Annotated in this window: 11 protein-coding genes; 7 read left to right on the top strand and 4 right to left on the bottom strand. The window is 41.2% G+C overall.

Features of this window, described 5'->3' with window-relative positions:
• Positions 1 to 417 precede the first annotated feature (417 nt).
• Positions 418 to 2,523, bottom strand: coding sequence for a bifunctional aldolase/short-chain dehydrogenase (locus H9565_RS10780; RefSeq protein WP_215439513.1), 2,106 nt, complete (start codon positions 2,521 to 2,523; stop codon positions 418 to 420).
• 178 nt (positions 2,524 to 2,701) lie between these two features.
• Between H9565_RS10780 and H9565_RS10785 the strand changes: the two genes are divergently transcribed.
• Complete coding sequence (locus tag H9565_RS10785; RefSeq protein WP_215439515.1) at positions 2,702 to 3,748, top strand: GntR family transcriptional regulator; 1,047 nt, start codon at positions 2,702 to 2,704, stop codon at positions 3,746 to 3,748.
• Positions 3,749 to 3,769: 21 nt separating this feature from the next.
• On the opposite strand, the gene H9565_RS10790 is transcribed toward H9565_RS10785, so the two are convergent.
• Positions 3,770 to 4,681, bottom strand: a complete 912-nt coding sequence (locus H9565_RS10790) for a Ppx/GppA phosphatase family protein (protein ID WP_215439517.1) — start codon at positions 4,679 to 4,681, stop codon at positions 3,770 to 3,772.
• 154 nt (positions 4,682 to 4,835) lie between these two features.
• On the opposite strand from H9565_RS10790, the gene H9565_RS10795 reads away from it, so the two are divergent.
• A complete protein-coding gene (locus H9565_RS10795; protein ID WP_246560518.1) occupies positions 4,836 to 5,639 on the top strand; it encodes a 3-keto-disaccharide hydrolase in 804 nt (267 codons plus the stop codon).
• A 257-nt stretch (positions 5,640 to 5,896) separates the two neighbouring features.
• A complete protein-coding gene (locus tag H9565_RS10800) occupies positions 5,897 to 10,075 on the top strand; it encodes a hybrid sensor histidine kinase/response regulator transcription factor (RefSeq protein ID WP_215439519.1) in 4,179 nt (1,392 codons plus the stop codon).
• Between the two features lie 120 nt (positions 10,076 to 10,195).
• Here H9565_RS10800 and H9565_RS10805 read toward each other — a convergent pair whose 3' ends face one another.
• Both H9565_RS10805 and H9565_RS10810 read right to left on the bottom strand, forming a co-directional pair.
• Positions 10,196 to 11,980 carry a RagB/SusD family nutrient uptake outer membrane protein gene (locus H9565_RS10805; protein WP_215439521.1) on the bottom strand — a complete coding sequence of 595 codons (1,785 nt, stop codon included), beginning with the start codon at positions 11,978 to 11,980 and terminating at the stop codon, positions 10,196 to 10,198.
• Positions 11,981 to 12,000: 20 nt separating this feature from the next.
• A complete protein-coding gene (locus H9565_RS10810) occupies positions 12,001 to 15,237 on the bottom strand; it encodes a SusC/RagA family TonB-linked outer membrane protein (RefSeq protein ID WP_215439523.1) in 3,237 nt (1,078 codons plus the stop codon).
• A 760-nt stretch (positions 15,238 to 15,997) separates the two neighbouring features.
• Here H9565_RS10810 and H9565_RS10815 point away from each other — a divergent pair.
• From H9565_RS10815 to H9565_RS10830, 4 genes are all read left to right on the top strand, one after another.
• A complete protein-coding gene (locus H9565_RS10815; protein ID WP_215439525.1) occupies positions 15,998 to 17,191 on the top strand; it encodes a glycoside hydrolase family 88 protein in 1,194 nt (397 codons plus the stop codon).
• 75 nt (positions 17,192 to 17,266) lie between these two features.
• The gene (locus H9565_RS10820) at positions 17,267 to 18,145 is read left to right on the top strand and encodes an alpha/beta hydrolase (protein WP_246560521.1); all 879 of its coding nucleotides are present in this window, start codon (positions 17,267 to 17,269) and stop codon (positions 18,143 to 18,145) included.
• 5 nt (positions 18,146 to 18,150) lie between these two features.
• A complete protein-coding gene (locus tag H9565_RS10825; protein WP_215439526.1) occupies positions 18,151 to 19,629 on the top strand; it encodes a sulfatase-like hydrolase/transferase in 1,479 nt (492 codons plus the stop codon).
• 51 nt (positions 19,630 to 19,680) lie between these two features.
• The gene (locus H9565_RS10830; RefSeq protein WP_215439528.1) at positions 19,681 to 21,672 is read left to right on the top strand and encodes a glycoside hydrolase family 97 protein; all 1,992 of its coding nucleotides are present in this window, start codon (positions 19,681 to 19,683) and stop codon (positions 21,670 to 21,672) included.

The following is a 21,672-nucleotide window of genomic DNA, read 5'->3' on the forward strand; positions in this document are numbered from 1 at the left end:
ACGTATTCACGGTGCACCTCCTGGAAGTTCCCGTCAAAAAGAAAGAACTTTTTGTTGGTCTTCCCGATATCGAATACGGCCGTTACTTTAGTTTTCATGACTATGTAATTATTGTCTGGATGTTATATTTCAACATCTTAATCTCTATTTAAATTTTTTATTTGAGTGTGGTTACTGGATTTAAACATCACTCTTATTTTTTTGAGCTATCTGTATGTGGAGACTAACAACTTTTGGGTATAAGTTACTATAGATTTTAGTTTCCCACATCTTGTACATGATAAACATTTTTCAGCTCTCAGCTCGCTGCGGAACTAGTTGAAAATTAATCTGACGGGTGAAATATGTAACTCTGGTAAAAATACTTCCATGGGCCGTACGGCCCATGGAAATAAAAACAAACTAACTCAAAACGATCTATCTTACAAAGGCATTCGCCATGCCCCCGTCCACATTGATAATGTTCCCTGTGGTCTTGTTCAATACGCCCACGCATGCAAATACCCCGTCCGCGATATCCTTTGGGTATATGATCTCGTTCAGGAGGTTGCGTTTGGCGTAATGTGCGGGAAGCTCCTCAACGGTGATCCCGTAGGCCTTTGCACGTCCCTCGGCCCAATCGCCTTCCCATATCTTGCTGCCCACGATCACCCCGTCCGGGTTTACGGTATTGACCTTTATTTTGTCGCCCCCCAGTTCCGCGGCCAATAGACGCGCCATATGCTGTTGTGCGGCCTTCGCCGTTCCGTAGGCCACGTTGTTGGGCCCGGATACGAGCCCGTTCTTGCTGGCTATGCTTATAAAGTCACCTCCCTTGTCCTGTTTGCGCATGATGGCCACGGCCTGCTTGGCCAGTTCGAACTGCCCCTTTACCAGGACGTCCTGCAGTATGTCCCAATCCTTTTCCGAGGTGTCCTGTAGGGGTTTTGAAATGGCGAGACCCGCGCTGTGCACCACGATGTCCACTCCCCCGAACTCCAGACATGCCTTTTTATAGGCGTCCGCTACCGATGCGCTTTTGGTGACGTCGCACACGGCATAGCTAGCGGTATCCCTTGGGTAGGTGGCTACGCCTTCCTTCAGCCTGTCCTCGGCAATATCCGTCAGTACCACGTTGGCGCCCTCCGCGGCGAGCTTGTCGGCAATGGCCTTTCCTATGCCGCCCCCCGCTCCGGTGACCAGGGCTACTTTACGTGATAGAGGTTTTTCCTTTGGCATACGCTGCAGTTTGGCCTCTTCCAACAACCAGTACTCTATATCGAAGGCCTCCTGTCTTGGCAACGATGTATATTCCGTAATGGCTTCCGCACCGCGCATGACGTTTATGGCATTGACGTAGAACTCATTGGCCACACGGGTGGTCTGCTTGTTCTTCGCGAAGCTGAACATGCCTATTCCCGGATAGATGATGATCACCGGACTGGCATCCCTAACGGCGGGACTATTGGCACGTTTATGGTCGTCGTAGTACGCTTGGTACTCCTTTCTGTACTGTTCAAAGGCGGGACGGAGCTTGGCGAGCACGGCTTCCGTATCGGAAAGGTCCTCGTTGGCATCCAGTTTCAGTACCAAAGGCTGGATCTTGGTTCTCAAAAAGTGGTCTGGGCACGAGGTGCCCATGGGCGCGAGCCGCTCCAGGTCGTTACTGTTGATGTACTCCATGACCACGTCACTATCGTTAAAATGGCCTATCATCCTGTTCTGGGAGGAACACAGTCCCCTTAACATGGGCATAAGCTGTGCGGCCTTTTCCAGACGCTCCCCTTTTGGTAGGCTCTCTATTTTTTGTCCCCCGAAAACGCTTCCGTTGGCCTTGATCTTGTTCTCTATATATTCGGAGGCCATTTCGATGACCTCAAGACTGTTCATGTAACATTCATGGGAAGTGTCCCCCCAAGTGAAAAGCCCGTGGCTGCCCAGGACTATCCCACGGATACCGGGGTTGTCCTCCAGGCATTTTTCCAGTTGTAGGCCCAGGTCGAAACCCGGCCGTTGCCATGGTACCCAGCCCATGGTATCGCCCCAGATCTCCTTGGTCACCTTTTCGCTGTCCTTTGCCGCGGCCACCGCGATCAGGGCATCGGGATGCAGGTGGTCTATGTGCTTGAAGGGCAACAGGCCGTGCAGGGGGGTATCAATGGAAGGGGCCTTGCTGTCCAGGTCGTAGATGCAATGGTTGAAAAGGCCCACCATGCGGTCCTCGTCCTCCAGGCCGCCGTAAACGTTCTTCAGGTTCCTGAGCCTTTCGGTATAGAGCCCTGCGATACCGGCCTTGGTCAGGGTACCGATGTCCCCGCCGGAACCTTTGATCCACATCACTTCCACCTCTTGGTCGGTCAAGGGGTCCTTTTCGATGGTCTTGCAGCTGGTGTTCCCACCGCCATAGTTGGTTATCCTTAGGTCGGCCCCCAGGATATTGGAGCGGTATAGGAACAGGGCCACCTGGTCATCGCCCAGTGCGGCGGCTTTCTTATCGTCCCATAGATGGTCTACGTACTTGAACTGTTGTGCTGTATTTTTCATTTGAAGGGTTATTACGTTTAGGGACAAAATTATGTGATGGGGAAAAGCTTTCCGTCCTGTACTGTACCGCTCGGCCCAAAAAAAATAAATATGTATATTTTGGGCGGATTATAATTTTTCATCTTTACTATTGTGCCGCCAAGGGGCAGTTCCACCGATAAAGAAAAGACCATCGCCCATGAACATATTCAATTTCATCGACATAGACGAGAACTCCCGAGTGCCCAAGTACAGGCAGATCGTGGACGCCATTATCCACAACATATCCTCGGGCAACCTAAAGATGGACGACAAGATCCCGTCGATCAACAGGTTCAGCGAGGAGTACCTCCTCTCGCGGGACACCGTTGAGAAGGCCTACAGTATTCTAAGGGAGCGCAAGGTGATCATCTCCATAAAGGGCAAGGGGTACTACATAGCCCGTACCAAGCTGATATCCAAGGTCAACATCCTGTTCCTGGTCAACAAGCTCAGTTCCTACAAGATGCGCATCTACAATTCCTTTATAGAGAGTATAGGGGGGACGGCGCACACGAGCCTTTTCATCTACCATTGCGAGGAGGAGCTGTTCCTGAACCTTCTGGAAAAGAACAGGAATGCCTATGACTACTATGTGATCATGCCGCATTTCAAGACCGAGAAGCTGAAGCATGCCAGCCATACCCCGGAAGCGATCAAGGCGATCGACCGTATCCCCAAGGACAAACTGATCATAATGGACAACCCCGTACCCGAACTGAAGGGCGGTTACATAGAGATCTACCAGGATTTCGAGAACGATATCTACCATGCGCTGAAGGAGGGGCTGGGGAAGATATCGAAATACGAGAAACTGATCATTACCTACCCCGAGGAATCGGTCTACCCGTACCCGAAGAGGATCCTTCACGGGTTCCGCAAGTTCTGCGGGGAGCACAGGATCGACTTTGAGGTGCTGGACGAGATTTATGACGATATGGTCCTTAAAAAGGGCGACCTGTTCATTACCATAAGCGAATCGGACCTAGTGAGTTTGGTGAACCAGATACGCAACCAGGAGTTCGATCTGGGGACCGACATAGGGGTGATCTCCTATAACGACACGCCGCTGAAGCAACTGTTGGGCATTACCTGTATCTCCACGGATTTCAAGGCCATGGGGGAGACCGCTGCCCGTATGATCATGGACAAGAAAAAGGGGAAGGTCAAGAACCCGTTCCGTTTCATCGACAGGAACTCGATATAAAAGATATGCCCGTTAGCGGGTCTAGAGGTACCCCAGGTATTCTATCCTGTCCAGGTTCTTTTGGGTTTTCTGTTCGTAGAGTTCGTAGATGAGGCCGTCCTTTAGCCCCACTTTTGGCACTAGTATCTGGTCGCTTCCCATTTCTTTAAGTACCCTTAGATAAATCTCGGAAGCAGGAACAATAACGTCTGCCCGGTCCGGATTCATTTTTAAAATAGACATACGCTGTTCATAAGAAAACTCACTTACATAGGCTCTAAGGGCTTTTAATTCAGCAAAGGATATGGCCATATTAGAAGCTTTGTTGGCCAGTCCGTAAAGTCGGTTAATATTCCCCCCGGTTCCTATCCCTACTATGTTTTTTGATTTATGGAAACTTGTGGAGCGAACCCACTCTTTCATAGAGGCAAAAACGTCTGTACGTTCCTTTGGTGCCAATTGGCGCACTGATCCTATTTTAAAGGATTTGCTTTGAACAAGTTTACCGCTTTCCAGAAGATTTAGCTCCGTACTACCGCCGCCCACATCTATATGCACGTACTTCCTGTCTTTAAGGGTAGGTCTTATGGCCTTGTTCAGGATACTGGCCTCTTTCTTGCCCGTAATGATGTTGATTTTCATGCCCACATCGTCTAGAATGAGCTCGCTAACCTCTTTACCATTACTGGCCTCCCGCATTGCCGACGTGGCCACGGCATAGTAACCCTCTACTTCGTACAAGTCGATTAAGTGCTTAAAGGTGCGCATTAGTTTGATGAACTTCTCTTTGGTTGGTTCCGATATTTTCCCTTGGGAGAACACATCGTGTCCCAACCGTAAAGGAAACCGTAATAGCTGTAGGTTTTTGAAGCTGACTAGGTCCTCTTCTTCATAAACTTTGACCACTTGAAGCCGTATTGCGTTGGACCCGATGTCTATTGAAGCTAGTTTCATTTAAATGGAAATTAATATTAGCGAAAGTATTATAAGGCGAAAAGATAATTCAATTTTTGATTAAACCATCATCAGGTACTGTTCCAGACAGTATAGAACAGGACGGTATACCCAAAATCTATATTTAATTTTGAGATTCTTAAATCCGGCCTGTATGACTATACCAAAGTTTCTTACCCAATGTATGATACCCCTAATGTTACTCATCTGTTTTCAATCTTGCAAAGAAAAAAAACAGGAAGCTGATGGAGAACCCACTTTAGAAGTTCTGGGGAAAAAAGGCGATTTTATAAAAATATTTGATGGAAGAACTTTGAACGGCTGGAAAGGTGATCCTAATTATTGGCGTGTTGAAAACGGTTATTTGGTAGGAGAGGTAAGCCCGGAAACCCTTTTGAAAAACAACAATTTTCTCATATGGCAAGGAGGGCAACCGGATGACTTTGAGCTGAAGTTGGAATTCAGGATAACCGAATCCGGCAACAGTGGCATTAATTATAGAAGTGATTTAATAGATACAATACCCAATGCTATGCGAGGGTATCAGGCAGATATAGATGGAAACAGAAAGTATACAGGTCAAAATTACGAAGAGAAAAAAAGAACTACCTTGGCATATAGAGGAGAAAAAGTTATTATAAAGAGTCAGGAAAACTTAGGGGCAAAAGCTTCTTTGAGGGCCAATGTGAAGAACAATTGTTGGCAAAGTAGGGAAGTGGTAGGTGTGTTAGGGGAACCGGATTCCTTGAAGAATAAAATTATAAGTGAGGATTGGAACAAGGTACATCTTGTTATACAAGACAATCGGTTTCAGCATTATGTTAATGGAGTTTTAATGAGCGATGTAACGGATGAGGATATCAAGAACAGGAAGTTAAAAGGGTACTTGGGCGTGCAGGTACATGTAGGTCCGCCAATGAAGGTAGAGTACCGCAATATACAGTTAAAGCAATTATAACAACGTTAGCCAAGAGGAGAAGTAATTAGAAGGAGTGGCTTAGAAATTCGTTATTTGAGATATATGTCCTTTGTTTTTAATGTTGGCTTTGTTGAATCGGATGAATTATTTAGAAGAAGTTAAAACTTATAAATGGTTGTAATTGGTTGTGTAAAAATTAACCATTGTTTAGCTGTGCTTTTATCCCATCTTTTCGTAGATTTTGTGAGTAGATATTTGCTGTCATTTACTTAGTATAGCTTAAACCGAACTTATTTATGGTTACCGCCAGATTTACCTTTTTCTTTTTTTTGTTGTTCTCATTAACATTGAGTGCGCAGTTCAATACACTTAAGTTCGAGAATTTTGAAACACCGGAAGGTTTGTCCAGCAGTACCTGCTCGGAGATTTTTCAGGATAAGGAAGGATTCCTGTGGTTTGGTACTATAGACGGACTCAACAGATACAATGGTTACGAGTTTGAAATATTCAGGTCGGTTTTAAACGATTCAACCTCCATCAGCAATAATAGAATAAATACCATCACCGAAGATAAATATGGGAAACTATGGGTAGGAACCAATAATGGTTTGAATATGTATAATAAGGAAACCGAAAAATTTACGCTTATAGACCTTTATGGGCCCTTATCCCTGTCTAGTAGCCCTAGAAAAATAATAAATGATGTAGAGTATGATACACATGGGAATGCAATTTGGGTAGCTACTGAAAATGGCGTGGTTAAAATAGAACTAACAGATTCAGGTAGCCTATATGACCCAAAATTTTCATATTACTTAAATGATACCACCAATGACAGATCTTTGGATTCCAACGGCGTAAATGCCATTTTAAAGGATGCCGAAAATGAACTTTGGTTTACAACAGATGGCCAACACCTGAATAAGTACAATAGGGCTCAAGATAATTTTGATAGGGTGTTTATTGATAGTGGAGACCCATACGAACTGAACCATATTCCTAAAAGGGTATTTATTGATAAAGACGGTGATTTTCTAATAGGAAATGACCTGTCCGATATGATATTTTGGATCAGGGACAAGAACGAGTTTAAACACCTCTCTTTAGCGGAATCCCATATTCCCATAAGTAATATTTACCAAGATGATAGTGGGTTTTTTTGGTTGTCCACAGACGGTCATGGCATCTATTTGTACGACAAAAAAAAGAACACCATAACTCAGCAGATTGCCAACAATCTTTTTGATCCCTTTTCGCTGGCAAATAACAAGCCTTCCATTATCTATGAAGATAGAGACGGTATCCTATGGATAGGCAGCTATGATAAGGGAGTTAGTAAATTAGACCCTTCCAAGTATTCATTTGGACATTATTATTACCAGCCTAATAGTGAAGAGGGCCTAAGTGAAAAAATAGTACAATCTGTACTGCAAGATAAAAAGGGGCGTATTTGGTTGGGAGCCTATAACGGTGGCTTGGATTTATTTGATGAAGAAAATGAATCGTACAAACATTACCCTCATATTCCAGGCGATGAAAACTCGCTTTCTTCCAATAAAATTTTATACACGTTTGAATCCTCCGATGGAAATATATGGATATGTACTTTGGATGGAGGACTCAATAGTTTTGACCCCGAAAAGGAGGTCTTTAAGCGGTATGAAAATGATGTGTTTAATCCTAAATCTATAGGGCAAAACTCCGTATGGGCGGGCTTGGAAGATTTTGAAAAAAGAATTTGGATAGGTTTGCGTACAGATGGTCTAAACCTTTTGGACCCAAAAACAGGGGTGTTCAGTAGTTACAGGAATACATCTCTAAAGGATATTGGTCTCACTAGTAATATCATCCTATATTTGTACGTAGATTCCCAAAAACGCTTGTTAATAGGCACTACTCTTGGGTTAAACGTGGTTCAGTTAGATAAGCTTCAAGAGTTTGCCCCGGAAGAAATAAATTTTGAAAGGGTTCATGAGAAAGGGGTAGAGGGCAACAGAATAAATTATATTACCGAAGACCATAAAAACAATATATGGCTAGGTACGGATTCCGGAATATTTGTCCTCGATCAAAACTTAAAGGAGATAAAATCATACTCATCTCATGATGGTCTTCCTAATAATTTGGTCGTTGGTTTAGAGGAGGATGATAATCATAACTTTTGGATAACCTCTAAAAGTGGACTTACTTTTCTTAATCCGGAAACTAATGAGATTAGGAATTTTAACGCTCATGATGGTCTTCAGGGAACCGAGTTTCAGACTAAATCAATAGATAAGACCAAAGATGGTAGGATATTGGCCGGAGGCCTTAACGGTTTCAATATATTTCATCCGGATCACATAAAATTTACTGAAGATGTAAAACTACAACCCCTAATTACCAGTTTTAAACTTAACAATAAAAAAGTAGTTAAAGGCGACTCCATAAACGGGCGGGTATTGATTAACAGTGCGTTGGATTCTGTTGGAAATATTAGACTGAAATATGACGAAAACTATATTTCTTTTGAGTTCGTGTCCTTGTATTTTGAGAACCCGGAACAGGTGCAGTACGCTTATAAGATGCACGGACTAGATGACGATTTTGTAAATATAGGGCATAATAGGGTCGTAAACCATTCCAATTTAGAGCCGGGAGATTATTTGTTTGAAGTAAAATCATCTATTGATGGTAAGTGGGCGAACGCAGGTTCTGCCAAGTTGAACATTGAGATTTTACCCCCGTTCTGGAAAACTTGGTGGATGTACCTCATTTATGCCATTGCCGGCGGTTTGCTTCTATGGGCCATAATGTATTACTACACACAAAAAGTTAGGGAGGACCAAAAGCACGAATTGGACCAGATGAAACTGCAGTTTTTTGTAAATGTTTCACATGAGTTCAGGACTCCCCTAACTTTAATTTTGAATCCGGTAGACAAGATACTTTCCAGTATTAATGAGTCTAGTCCTATGATGAGCTCGGCACAGACCATACAGCGCAGTGCTAGGCGCCTATTGCATTTGGTGAACCAGTTGCTTGATTATAGAAAAATGGATGTAGGTATGATGCCTTTGCAGCTGGAAAAAGGTAATATCGTTAAGTTTTCTGAAGACATTTTCATGCTCTTTAAGGACTTGGCGGACCAAAAGGAGCTGAACTATACGTTTTCTTCCGATTCAAAAAATATACAGGCCCATTTTGATTTGGATAAGGTTGAGAAGATTATAACCAACTTAATTTCCAACGCTATAAAATTTACGCCTCCTGAGGGAACAATCGTAGTATCCATCAATGAGGTTACGAAAAAGGTGAAAACTTATGATTCCCATTTTTTCTCCAGAGAAAAAATGGGAGATTATGTAGAAATTAGGGTAGAGGATAGTGGTAAAGGGCTTGATAAGGCTCAATTAAGAAATATTTTTTCTAGGTTTTACAATCTAGATCCATCAAAAACCGGAACCGGTATTGGATTAAACTTCAGTAAGGCCCTAGTAGAAATGCATGGAGGTGATATTTCCGTAGAAAGCCAGGCAAAAAAAGGAAGTAAATTTATAGTCAGGCTCCCGTTGAACCTGGATAAGGAAGCTACAGAGACCGAGAATATCAAGAACGAGTTCCGTATTAATTCCATGAAAGCTGTAGAATATGAAATGCTAACTACCAATGAATTGGTTACAAGTAAGGATTTTCCAGAACAAACAGGCGATAAGGACCGTCCAACCGTACTTATTGTGGAGGACAATAAAGAGTTGCGTACCCATTTGGTAAATGACCTTAGGGAGTATTATCAGGTAAAGCAGGCGGCCAATGGCGAAAAAGGACTTAAAATGGCCAAAAAGCACTTTCCGGATATTATTATAAGTGATGTGATGATGCCCGTAATGGATGGTTTTGAACTTTGTAAAAACATTAAAAGTGAATTTGAAACTTGTCATATTCCCGTACTCTTACTTACCGCAAAAAGTCTGGACGATGATAGGGTAGAAGGCTACCATAGTGGTGCAGATGGTTATTTGTCCAAGCCCTTTGTAACTAGGGTGCTCATTGCCCGTATCAACAACTTATTGGAAACCAAAAAGAGGTTGAGACAGCGGTTCTCTGAAATTGGCGGTATCTTTCCCGCAAGTGAAGTGACCACCAATTCTATTGATGAAGTTTTCTTGGATAAGGTTACAAAAACCATTTTGGACAATGTTAGCGATATGGATTTCAAACAAGAGGACCTTCTAAAAAAATTAGGTATAGGTAGGTCCCAGCTATACCGAAAAATAAATTCCTTAACGGGAAAAAATCCAAGTCACTATATGCGTACCGTACGCTTAAGGTATGCCTCGGAACTATTAAAGGAGAACAAATATTCCGTAAAGGAAATATCCTATATGGCCGGATTTAATTCTACGGCATATTTTAGTAAGACCTTCCGGGAATTATTTGATGTGACACCCACTGAATTTATTGACCAGCGAGAAAAAAAAGAAGCTCAGGAGTAGTGGTTCTTCTAAAAAAAGGAGTTGTAAAAAAAGCAGCTGTACCCGAAATACAGCCGCCTTCAACTAAACTCACTCAAAACTAAACAAACAATTTATCCATATAAATGGATGCTCAATATTTTAATATCCCGGGTTTTGTAATAAGTTTGAATTCAACCCTGTTTGAGAGGTTGGTATAGGGAATAAGTAATTCTCTCTAGAAAAATTACGTGTAGATTCAGGTTGTATTAAGAGACACAGCCTGTTTCCTACGCCGGTTTCAGTAACTTCAGGAGCAAAATTATAGGATTCAGGGGTGTATAAATCCTCATTGCCCTCATATACTGTTCCTTCTATAACGGCGCCATAAACGGCCTCGCCCAATTCATCTTCGGCAATGCCCCATCGCTTTAAGTCCGTATATCTAGAAGAACTTTCAGCGTAAAGTTCAATTGCTCGTTCTCTTCTGATTTCCGTTTCTAAATCTAGGTTGTTAGCGGCTAGAAAGGCATTGGTAAGCGGTGGTAACCCGGCTCTTGCCTTTATTAGATTTATGGACTCGTCCAATTCAGAATCGGCTAAGCTACCGTTTAACTCATATAGAGCTTCTGCATACATTAGATAAACTTCGGCCAAACGTATTAAGGGAATATCATAACTTTCTGTTTCCGTGGCTCTATACGCATCTTCCGTATCCCACTTCCAGCTCATGAACTTTGCATTAAAATAACCATAGTTATTGGTTCCGCTCAAAACCACCTCTCCATTTTGTGGTATCTCACCAAGGGTCTTATGGTTCGTAAAATAAGCCCTCATTCTATAATCTCTGTTTTGAAACTCATCTGGTGTATTTGCATAGCCCTGAAACAATGGGGAAGCGGATATTGGTAATCCGTCCGTAGCTAAAAACAAATCCATCATTTTTCTACTAGGTCTTAACCTTCCGTTATAGACGTGGCTTACAAGGGTATTGGCTTGTCTAAATGTGAAATCGTATTTTCCGTATAGAATAAACTCCTTATTGGAGGCTTTGTCCAATCCTGCCGGGTTTGAGCCTGAATCCTCTAGGTTGAACAAGAAATTAGAACTTAAATTATCTAAAGCATCGTTATGGTTCCATAATTCATAAGTACCTGAGCTCATTATGGATTTTGTAAGGGTAACCACTTCTTGTAGATAACGTGTAATATTTGAATCGTCAAAACCTGCACTTCCGGCGCCACTACTGGTGCCGTCACCATCTGTTGTAGTGCCCACATATTTCATCCATGTAGCTTCATGTAATAGCACATCGGCCTTAAAGGCCATAGCAGCCTCTTTACTAATTTTGCCTTTGTCTTCTGACCCTATGTTTGCCTCATTGGGTAATGTAGAGATTGCATCATCCAAATCGTTAATAATTTGTGCAACTACCTCATACCTACTATTACGCGGTGCATCTAATTCTTCGGAATTAACGTCTAAGGGTTTTGTTACCAAAGTGACGCCTCCGTAACGTTGTACTAAAAAGAAATACTGCCAAGCTCTATGAAATTTGGTTGCTCCCACATATGGGGCAATGCTTTCTTCACCATCATAATTTTCAGCTCTATCTAGCAAAAGGTTCATATCCCTAATATATTCATAGGTATCCGTATAGTAATCATCATCTACGGGAGGTAGGGTTTCACCTCTACCATAGGCCTGTATACCGCCATCTTCAAAATATCCGACTAAATCTGAGCCATGGTCCGAGAATAAGGGCTGATCGTCCCACCCCATTAAGTTGGGATAAAATCTATTAGATCCCGTTAAGAAATGTTCAGCTTCTGTATAATAAACATCATCCGTAATGGAAGCTGGCGGCGTTAAGTCTATAAATTCGTCTTCACATGAGGTAAAGAGTACCATTATACATGGTATAATTATATAAAGTATATTTTTCATCTGTATGTTTTTTAAATTGATTACAAGGAAACTTTTACACCTAATGCCCATGTGCGCATAAATGGGTATGTGTTGTTATTGGCACCTGCTATAGATTCTGGATCGTAGCCATCTTTAACTTTTGTAAACTCGAACAAATCGTTTCCGGAGAAGTACAAACGTAGATTGTCAATAGGCTTGTTCTTTATTTTTAGACCTTTAAAATTATAGCCTATAATCAAGGATTTTAGCCTAAGATATTTGTTGTTCTGTCTCATGAAATCATTGTTCACGTAATTCCAACCGGCTGCACCACCTTGTGTAGATAATCTAGGAAATTCCGCATTTGGGTTTTCTTCCGTCCATGTTCTTCCTAACCAAGTTGCAGATTGGTTTTGCCACACTGCTTGAAAAGGGGCCGAGAAGTATCCGGTTCTAACGATGTACTGTTGTAATGCACCTTGAAAGAAGGTGGTAAAATCCCAGTTTTTATATTTCAAATCTAAATTGAAGCCATATACATAGTGAGGTGAAGAATCGCCTTGGTAGGTAACATCATCGGTGTCAATAACCCCATCACCATTAGTATCTATAATTCTAGTATCACCTGGTACCAATCCTGCGGCAGCTCCTTGATCAGGTAAAATTCCACCTGAGTATGTGGCATAATAGGTATCAACCTCTGCTTGATTTGCAAAAACACCGTCAGTCTCGTATAGGTAAAACGAGTTAATAGGTCTGCCTTCCACAACCAAATCATCACGGTTATCGCTTGAGTCTATTAAATTTAACCCTGGAACAAAAGAATCTGCCCCTTCGTACGAAGTAATCTCATTTCTGGAATCGCTCATATTTGCACTTACGCTAATTTCCAAATCGCCAACATTGCCGTTCCATCCTAACTGAGCTTCCCACCCCTTGGTTTCTAAAGCCCCAGAATTTGTTAACGGAGCTCCCGTACCAAGAACATCAGAATATACAAGACTGATAAGCATGTCTTCATTGTTCTTCTGGTAAAGGTCAATAGAGCCAAATACGTTGTTGTTGAACAGCCTAAAATCCAGACCAATTTCTTTTGTAATAATACGTTCCCAAGTTGTAGTATCACTGAACAAACTGCTAGCTCTGGAAGTTACTTGTTGCCCTGCATTAGTTTGTCCAAAAACGGTATTTCCAAAACCAACCGTTGATAAGTAACCAAAGTTGCCAAATCCGGAGGTACTTCCTAATTCACCATAGCCACCGCGTAGTTTTAAGAAATTAATGGTGTTGCTATCTTTTAGAAAGTTTTCTGAACTTATAACCCAGCCACCAGAAGCACTAAAGTAGTTAGACCATTTGTAGCCATCTGCGAATCTTGAGGATCCATCTCTTCGACCTTGTACTTCTAATAAATATTTTTGCTTATAATCGTAAGTTAAACGACCAATGTAACCGAAAGAACCCCATGTGTTTCCGCCACCTTCTGTTTCAATATTCTGGTCTGTAGCACCAAGGTTTAAATCATAAACACCATAATCTACAAATCCACTTCTTTTGGCTCTAAGTTTGTTGTTTTCGTTCTTTTCAGCTTCTACTGCTAGTAAGCCCGTTACATTATGGTCTCCAAAGCTATTATTATAGTTTAAGGTTGATTTATAGTTTTTATAGGTAATATTTTCAGTTTTTTCTTCTATATATGTATTACTAGGGGCAGTTATATTCGTAGCAAAATCGCCCTGCCAACTATACAGAGGTACTGATAAAGCGTATTCTTGGTCTTCACTATGTTGTCTACTTACAGAGTAAGAGCCCGTAAGATTTAAGTGGTCCGTTAATTTATAGGTTGCTTGTGCAAATATTTTTAGTTGTTCATCTATAAAATTTTGACGTCCACCGTCTATAACTTGTGCCACGGCATTTCTGGCGCCTGTAATATCTACACCCCCAAATACAGAATAATATTGTCCTTGGTCATTATAAGCCGGAAACAAAGGAGCGTCATAAGCAGCTGCATCTCTGGCCAAGCCTCCGGTTGGTCCTGAAATATGTCTGTGGAAATAGCTAACATTGGTATTTAGGCTTAGCCTATCTGTAACATCTATATTATAGTTCAGATTAAAATTGTACCGATCCGAAGAATCGTCAGCAACTTTTAGACCCCCAACATTTTCGTCATAACCGGCAGAAATTCTAAAGTTGCTTCTTTCCGAACCTCCCGATACACTAATATTTTGCTGGTTGGAATATGAATTTCCAAAAAGGTCATCAAATCTATTTCCTTCACCTAACCAAACTCTACCGTTAATAGGTAAATCATAATACCCTTCTTCTCCGGAAGCAATTCTTTGCAAAGTCTCGCGATTGTTCCAGAAGAAAAAATTTGGGCTTTTACCTGCCGCTAAATCAGAATCTACTGCGGCTAGATAAATATCTCCATATTCCGTCATGGTTGGTGTTGGCGGGCGAATACCAATAGTACCCACACGTGCAATTGTACTTAGTTCAACCTTAACATCTCCTTTACCTTTTTTTGTGGTTACCAAGATAACACCACCAGCAGCACGAGAACCGTATACTGAGGCCGATCCGCCTTTTAGAACACTAATACTCTCTATATCATTTGGGTTCATCTCATTAAATGAAGATGAATTTATACTAGGTACTCCATCAATTACGATTAAAGGATCAATTCCGTTTACGGAAGAAGAACCCCTAATCAAGAAATTTATGTCTTCATTACCCGGTCTTGATGACCCTCTAGTAACGACAAGGCCCGGAGTTCGTCCTTGTAATGCCAAAGCAGGGCTACCGGTTGCAATATCTTCAAAAGCTTCGGCCTTGACCTGTTCAATGGAACCGGTTAAGGTTTCTTTCTTGGCGGTACCATAACCTACAACAACAACTTCGTCTAGAGCGGCAACATCAGTATCCAGTGAAACATTAATGGTACTGTTGTTCCCAACGGTCACTTCTTTTGCGGCAAACCCGATAGAAGAGAATACGAGTACGCTGTTAGATGAAGCAACATTAATGGAGAAATTCCCGTCAAAATCCGTAGTGGTACCTGTTTGGGTTCCTTTAACGATAACATTGGCCCCGGGAATGGGCATTCCATCCTCGGCACCAATTACGGTACCTGTAACGGTCAAGTCTTGGATATCCGTAATTTCCAGAACAATACTACTGCCTGTTGCAGCGTATACATTAGTATATGCGCCGCTTATTAGGAACCCTAAGATTCCCAATAGACCAGCTATATACTTTAGGTTGGTTCGATTTCTTTTTTCAGTGGTCATAAATGTGTTATTTAATGTGTTTTGTTGAATTAATTTTCTTTGGACTCGTCCCGTATTATTAGAGTGCCAAATATTGTTAAGCCAATGTTAAAAATATTTGAAGCCGGTATCGATAAATTATCATTCATTGATTATAAATTATTGTTCATTATCAGTTTGGATTGCCCAAAACTGAGGTATTCGTAAAATAAGAGGGTTTAAAACCAGAGGTTGGAAGGTTGAATTGCCCACGAAAAAATCACCCGGTCTTTAAGGTGGTTTTCATAACGTTTTTCAAGAAGAGTTTACGAGAGGAAGGAGATACTGCTCACATTGAAAAGCTATTCAATGGATTTCAAAACACTGTAAACAGGGCTATTGGAGCATGTATAGGCTGTTTTAAAAGAATCATCCACCTATAGGGAAAAAGCAATCAAGGTCAAAGTCGTCCCTTAAAAACCGGTTTTAAAATTTATGTTTGGAAGACGTTTTTTTGAATTTGAAAAGGACGTTCTCAAAAACACAAGAAATTATATAGCTCCCCGATGCAAATGCGTAAATAGACTGCTAAAGAGCACTAAAAGGCCATTAATTTATAGCTTATGAATCATAATTTATGGGTCTTTATTTTCATTCTAGGTAAAATTGTAAGGAACAAAAAATCAAATGTAAACGTGTTTGGGTGAACCCGTATTTCACTTGCCACAGAACAGTTTTTTCGTTTTAAATACATCAAAAAAACTTTAATGATAACCAGTTAAGGTATCTAAAAATACTTCAGATGAGAGTCAGGCTACAGCTAATTATATGCACTTCATTTTTATTGTTTTCATGTGCTTCAAAAAAGGAAGAGGCAGTTCAATTTTCACCAGATAAAATTCTTGATCAAAATGCCGAGAAAATTAAGTCCGTTCAGGAAACCATAAAAAGTGCGGACCAGTTTCCGCGCAACATTCCCAAAGGTGAGACACATTGGGAGATGGTAGGTGCTCGAGATTGGTGCAGTGGCTTTTGGCCAGGTATTTTGTGGTACGCTTATGAACAGTCTAATGATGGCGGTGTTAAGGAAAGTGCCATAAAATCTACGGAAGCATTAAGGCAAATTGCGTATCGCCCAGCGGAAAACCACGATATTGGTTTCATGTTGTATTGTAGCTACGGTAATGGATACCGGCTTACCGGAAACGAAGCGTATAAAGAGGTATTATTGGCAGCTGCCGATACTTTGGCTACACTTTACAACCCTAATGTAGGGAGCATCTTGTCATGGCCCATAAAGAAAAGTGAGTTTGGCCATAATACCATTGTAGATAATATGATGAATCTGGAACTGCTCTTTTGGGCCGCTAAAAATGGAGGAAGTAAAGATTTGTATGACCTATCTGAAAGTCATGCAAAAGTTACTATGGATCATCTGGTTAGGAAAGACGGTTCTATGTTCCATTTGGGGTCGTTTGATAGTAAGACAGGTGAATTTTTAAAAGGAATGACCCACCAAGGATATGCAGATGATTCTATGTGGGCCCGTGGACAGACATGGGGTATTTATGGCTTTGCCATGGCTTATAGAGAGACCGGGAATAAAGACTTTTTAAACACGTCTACACGACTTACAGATCACTTTTTAGAGCGTTTACCCGAAGATGGTATTCCTTATTGGGATTTTGATGACCCTAAGATTCCAGATTCCCCCAAGGATGCTTCTGCCGCAGCTATAGCAGCCTGTGGTATGTTGGAGCTTTCGCAAGTGGTGGATGATGCTGCTTTGGAACAAAAGTATATTGCTGCCGCGGAGAGTTTGCTGGAAAAATTGTCTAGTGACGCCTATTTGAGCGGAGATACCAATCAAGCACTTTTATTACATTCTACAGGACACCACCCTAATAATTCTGAAATCGATGTGCCCATTGTGTATGCAGACTATTATTATATGGAAGGACTATTGCGGTTGAAGATGCTTAAGTCTTCCAAATAATATAAATGCTACCTGTATAAAGGTAATATTAAAGAATAGCGGTTAAATTTATAGGGAACCTAAAACCTTTAAATAATGAAAATGAAAGATGTAAAGCTCAAATTCCTTTTTGGTTTAATGTTTTTGGCTATAACCACGGTCAAGAGCCAAAATGTGGAAACACGGATACCATCTATCCCCGATGAGTTGATTTACAAAATTGTTGATGGCGATACTTTAAAGATGCATTTTAGATATCCGGAAAAGGTACAACCTAACAAAACCTATCCGGCAATAGTATTCTTTTTTGGCGGGGGATGGAACGGTGGTACTATCACTCAATTTGAAGATCAGGCCAACTATTTTGCTTCTAGGGGCATGATTGGTGTTTTGGTAGACTATCGGGTAAAATCAAGGCATGGTACCACACCATTTGAAGCAGTGAGCGATGCAAAAACGGCTATTAGATTCGTAAGGGGATATGCCGATAAATTTCAAATTGATCCTGATAAAATAGTGGCTTCCGGAGGTTCTGCAGGTGGACACCTAGCAGCTGCCGCCGCAACCGTAAACGGCTTGGATGAAACTATTGATAATCTTTCCATTAGTGCAAAACCGAACGCGTTGGTACTTTATAACCCTGTCATTGATAACGGTCCCGAAGGATTTGAATACAAACGAATGGGAGGGAGGCATATGGAAATATCCCCAATGCACAATATTAAAAAAGGAACCGCTCCCACTATTGTTTTTTTAGGAACAAAAGATGCTTTGATACCGGTTTCTACCATAGAAAAATACAAGACCAAAATGGAGGAGGTAGGAAGCCGCTGCGATATATTTTTATATAAAGACCAGACCCATGGTTTTTTCAATAGACCCCGCAGTAACGGAGAGTTCTACGTGAAAACCACCCGTGAAGCGGATATATTTTTAGAATCCTTAGGGTATCTAAAAGGAGAGCCTAAAATTTAATCGATATGAAAGAGAAACGTATAGGGCTTGTAAAGATTTTGGTTGTACTTCTAGGTCTTGGCATTTTAAATTCGTGTAAAACTGCCAAAGAAGAAGTGCCTGCCAAGAAGTTGGAACAACCAAACATTATTGTTCTGCTCTGCGATGACTTGGGTTACGGAGACCTTTCCTCTTTTGGACATCCTTTTATAGAAACACCTAATTTGGATGCATTGGCGGAGTCGGGAATAAAGCTTACCAGCTTCTATTCGGCCGCTCCGGTTTGTTCGCCGTCCAGAATAGGATTATTGACCGGAAGAAGTCCTAACAGGGCCGGATTGTATGATTTTATTGTTGGTGGGAACAAAAAAAGGGAAGACCTCAAAGATTTGGTCCATTTGCGAGCGGAGGAAGAAACCATTCCGGCTTTACTCAAAGAAGTAGGGTACAGCACCTGTTTGGTGGGCAAATGGCATGGTAGCTCATTTTTTAATTCGGAAGAACAGCCACAACCGGATCACTTTGGTTTTGAACATTGGTTTGCAACCCATAACAACGCGGCACCAACGCATGAAAACCCAAGGAATTTTGTTCGTAACGGTACTCAAGTAGGGCAACTAGAGGGTTTTAGTAGTCAATTGATAGTAGATGAGGCCATTGGCTGGTTAGATAAAAAAGAAGGAGATAATCCTTTCTTTCTTGAAGTAGCATTTCATGAACCTCATGAGCCTATAGCTTCCCCGGAACGTTTGGTTAAAAAATATATGGAGTTCACCGATATTAAGGAGGAAGCGGAGTTTTTCGCCAATGTTGAAAATGTTGATATTGCAGTTGGCCGTTTGTTAGACTACTTAAAAAAACAAGGGCTAGACTCTAATACATTGGTAGTTTTTACATCGGATAACGGACCGGAAACTCTAAACAGATATCCCAAGGCAAAACGTTCTTTTGGCTCACCAGGCGATTTAAAAGGTATGAAATTATGGACTACCGAGGCCGGTTTTAGGGTGCCCTGTATTATCAACTGGTTAGGTAAGGAAACTTATAATGGCACCACGGATGCGATAGTATCTTCTTTGGATTTTCTGCCCACTTTCTCCGAACTGGCAGGAGCGGGATTGCCTCAAAAAAAGTTGGACGGGCAATCTATAGCATCATTTCTGAAAACAGGTACCATAGAAAGGCAGAAGCCTTTGGTATGGAGTTTTTACAATGCACTTAATGAACATGTAGTGGCCATGCGCAACGGAGATTGGAAAATAATGGCTCAGCTTAAAACAGAAGAAGGGTATTTACCAAAGATTCTTAATGTCCATAGAGGTAATGAAGCGCTAGTTAAAAATGCGGAACTCTCAGATTTTGTCCTGTACAATCTAAAAGAGGATGTTGCGGAAAGTCAAGAAGTGTCAAAAAAACATCCTAAGCTTTTTCGAGAGATGAAGGTGGATTTGGTCCGGGAGTACAAAGAACTGTTGGACGATAGCCATATTTGGGCGCGTAATTAAGAAGGGAAGAACGGTTGCAAATCGAATTAACGAAATAAACTATTTCCGAAAATGATTGAAATTATAGATTTTTTAAAATATAAATCACTGATTTTTATAGTGTTATTTTCTTTTGTGGCACGTGCTTCATCGGAGGAAATAGAGCTAAAATCGCCCGATGGTACTAAAACGATTAGTATTGTTACGGAAAACAATCAAATAGAGTTTTCAATTTTTTATAAAGGAAATCCAGTACTGTTGCCATCAACTTTGGAAATTATTTCGGAGCAATTGCCATTTAAAGGCCCCTTATCCGTATTAAACTCGGAACAGACTTCCGTATCCAACATCTGGCATTCAAATTTTCTTGACCATAGTCGTTTTCATGATAATTATAACCAACTTAAAGTTCATCTGGATAAGGGAGGTAACCAAGTAAATCTAATGGTTAGAGCGTATAATGAAGGTATTGCTTTGGCATATGAAATTCCCGAACAAAGTGGAATCACAGAGATTGACCTGGATGAAAAAATCAATTATAATTTTAAAGAGGACTACAAATTATGGTCAACACCAAAACGGGAGAAGGGTGTTTTAACGGCACAGGGGGAGTATAGAAAGATACCTATATCTCAATTACAAGAGGGGTGTGAACGTCCGTTGGTCATAGAAATGGGCGATAGTTTAATGGTAGCCTTGGCAGAAGCTAAATTGGTAGATTTTGCCCGTTTAAGCTTTGATAAGGGGTCTAGCTCGGAATTTAGCATTGTTTCATCCTTGGATAGTAAAATGGGGCAAGCACAGCAGGATACCATTACCGGAGCGGTTATTTCCGAACAGTTGGATAGTAAGATGAAAGTTCATAAAAAACTTCCATTCCAATCACCATGGAGGGTAGTGATGATGGCGGAGAATGAGGGGCAATTGTTGGCCAATAACTCTATTATTCCAAACCTGAACGATGCATCGGAAATAAAGAATGAATCTTGGATAAAACCCGGAAAGGTAATCAGAGAAGCAACATTGACCACCAAAGGTGGATTTGTTACCGTAGATTTTGCGGCAAAACATAATATGCAGTATGTGTTGTTCGATGCTGGTTGGTACGGTAACGAAATGTATGATTCATCGGATGCCACTACTATAACCGTAGACCCAAATCGTTCAAAAGGCCCATTGGATCTAAAGGCTGTGATAGATTATGGGAAGACTAAAAATATAGGCATTATTCTGTATGTCAATAGACGGGCTTTAGAAAAGCAATTAGATGAAGTTTTGGAACTTTTTCAATCTTGGGGAGTGGCAGGAATTAAATTCGGATTTGTTAGGGTAGGAGACCAAGATGCAACGGCATGGCTGCACGAGGCCATCAAAAAAGCCGCAAAGTACAAAATGGTAGTAGATGTGCATGATGAGTATCGGCCTACAGGTTTTTCAAGAACATACCCTAATTTTTTAACCCAAGAAGGAATTGCAGGAGATGAAACTAGTGTAACCAATGAGCACACTCTAATCACCATGTTTACCAGAATGTTGGCCGGTGCCGCAGATAATACGGTTTGCTATTATAATTCTAGGGTCAATAAAATGGGGTCTCATGCCTCTCAACTCGCAAAAACCGTCTGTATTTTTAGTCCGTTACAATTCTTGTATTGGTATGATAAGCCATTGGATTCCCCGGAAAAAAAGGACGGTCTTTGGGGAGATACCAGACATATAGGGAATGAACCGGAATTAGAGTTTTTTGATGCCGTGCCCACCACTTGGGACGAAACCAAGGTTTTGGAAGCAAAAATTGGTGAGATAGGAGTGATTGCCCGTAGAAAGAACAACGAATGGTTTGTTGGCGGAATCAATGGAAATCAGTCAAGGACGGTTGAATTAGACTTTTCTTTTTTGGATGAAAATGCAGCTTATATCGCAAAGCTATATACTGATGATAAAACGGTTCAAACACGTACTCACGTTAAAATAGAGGAGATAGAATTGGATTCCAATAGTTCTATTTCGTTGAATCTTCAAAAAAATAATGGATTCGCCATCCGCATTCAAAAAACCAATTAA

It is taken from the genome of Zobellia russellii (genome assembly GCF_018728565.1).
In the GTDB taxonomy this organism is placed as follows: domain Bacteria; phylum Bacteroidota; class Bacteroidia; order Flavobacteriales; family Flavobacteriaceae; genus Zobellia; species Zobellia russellii.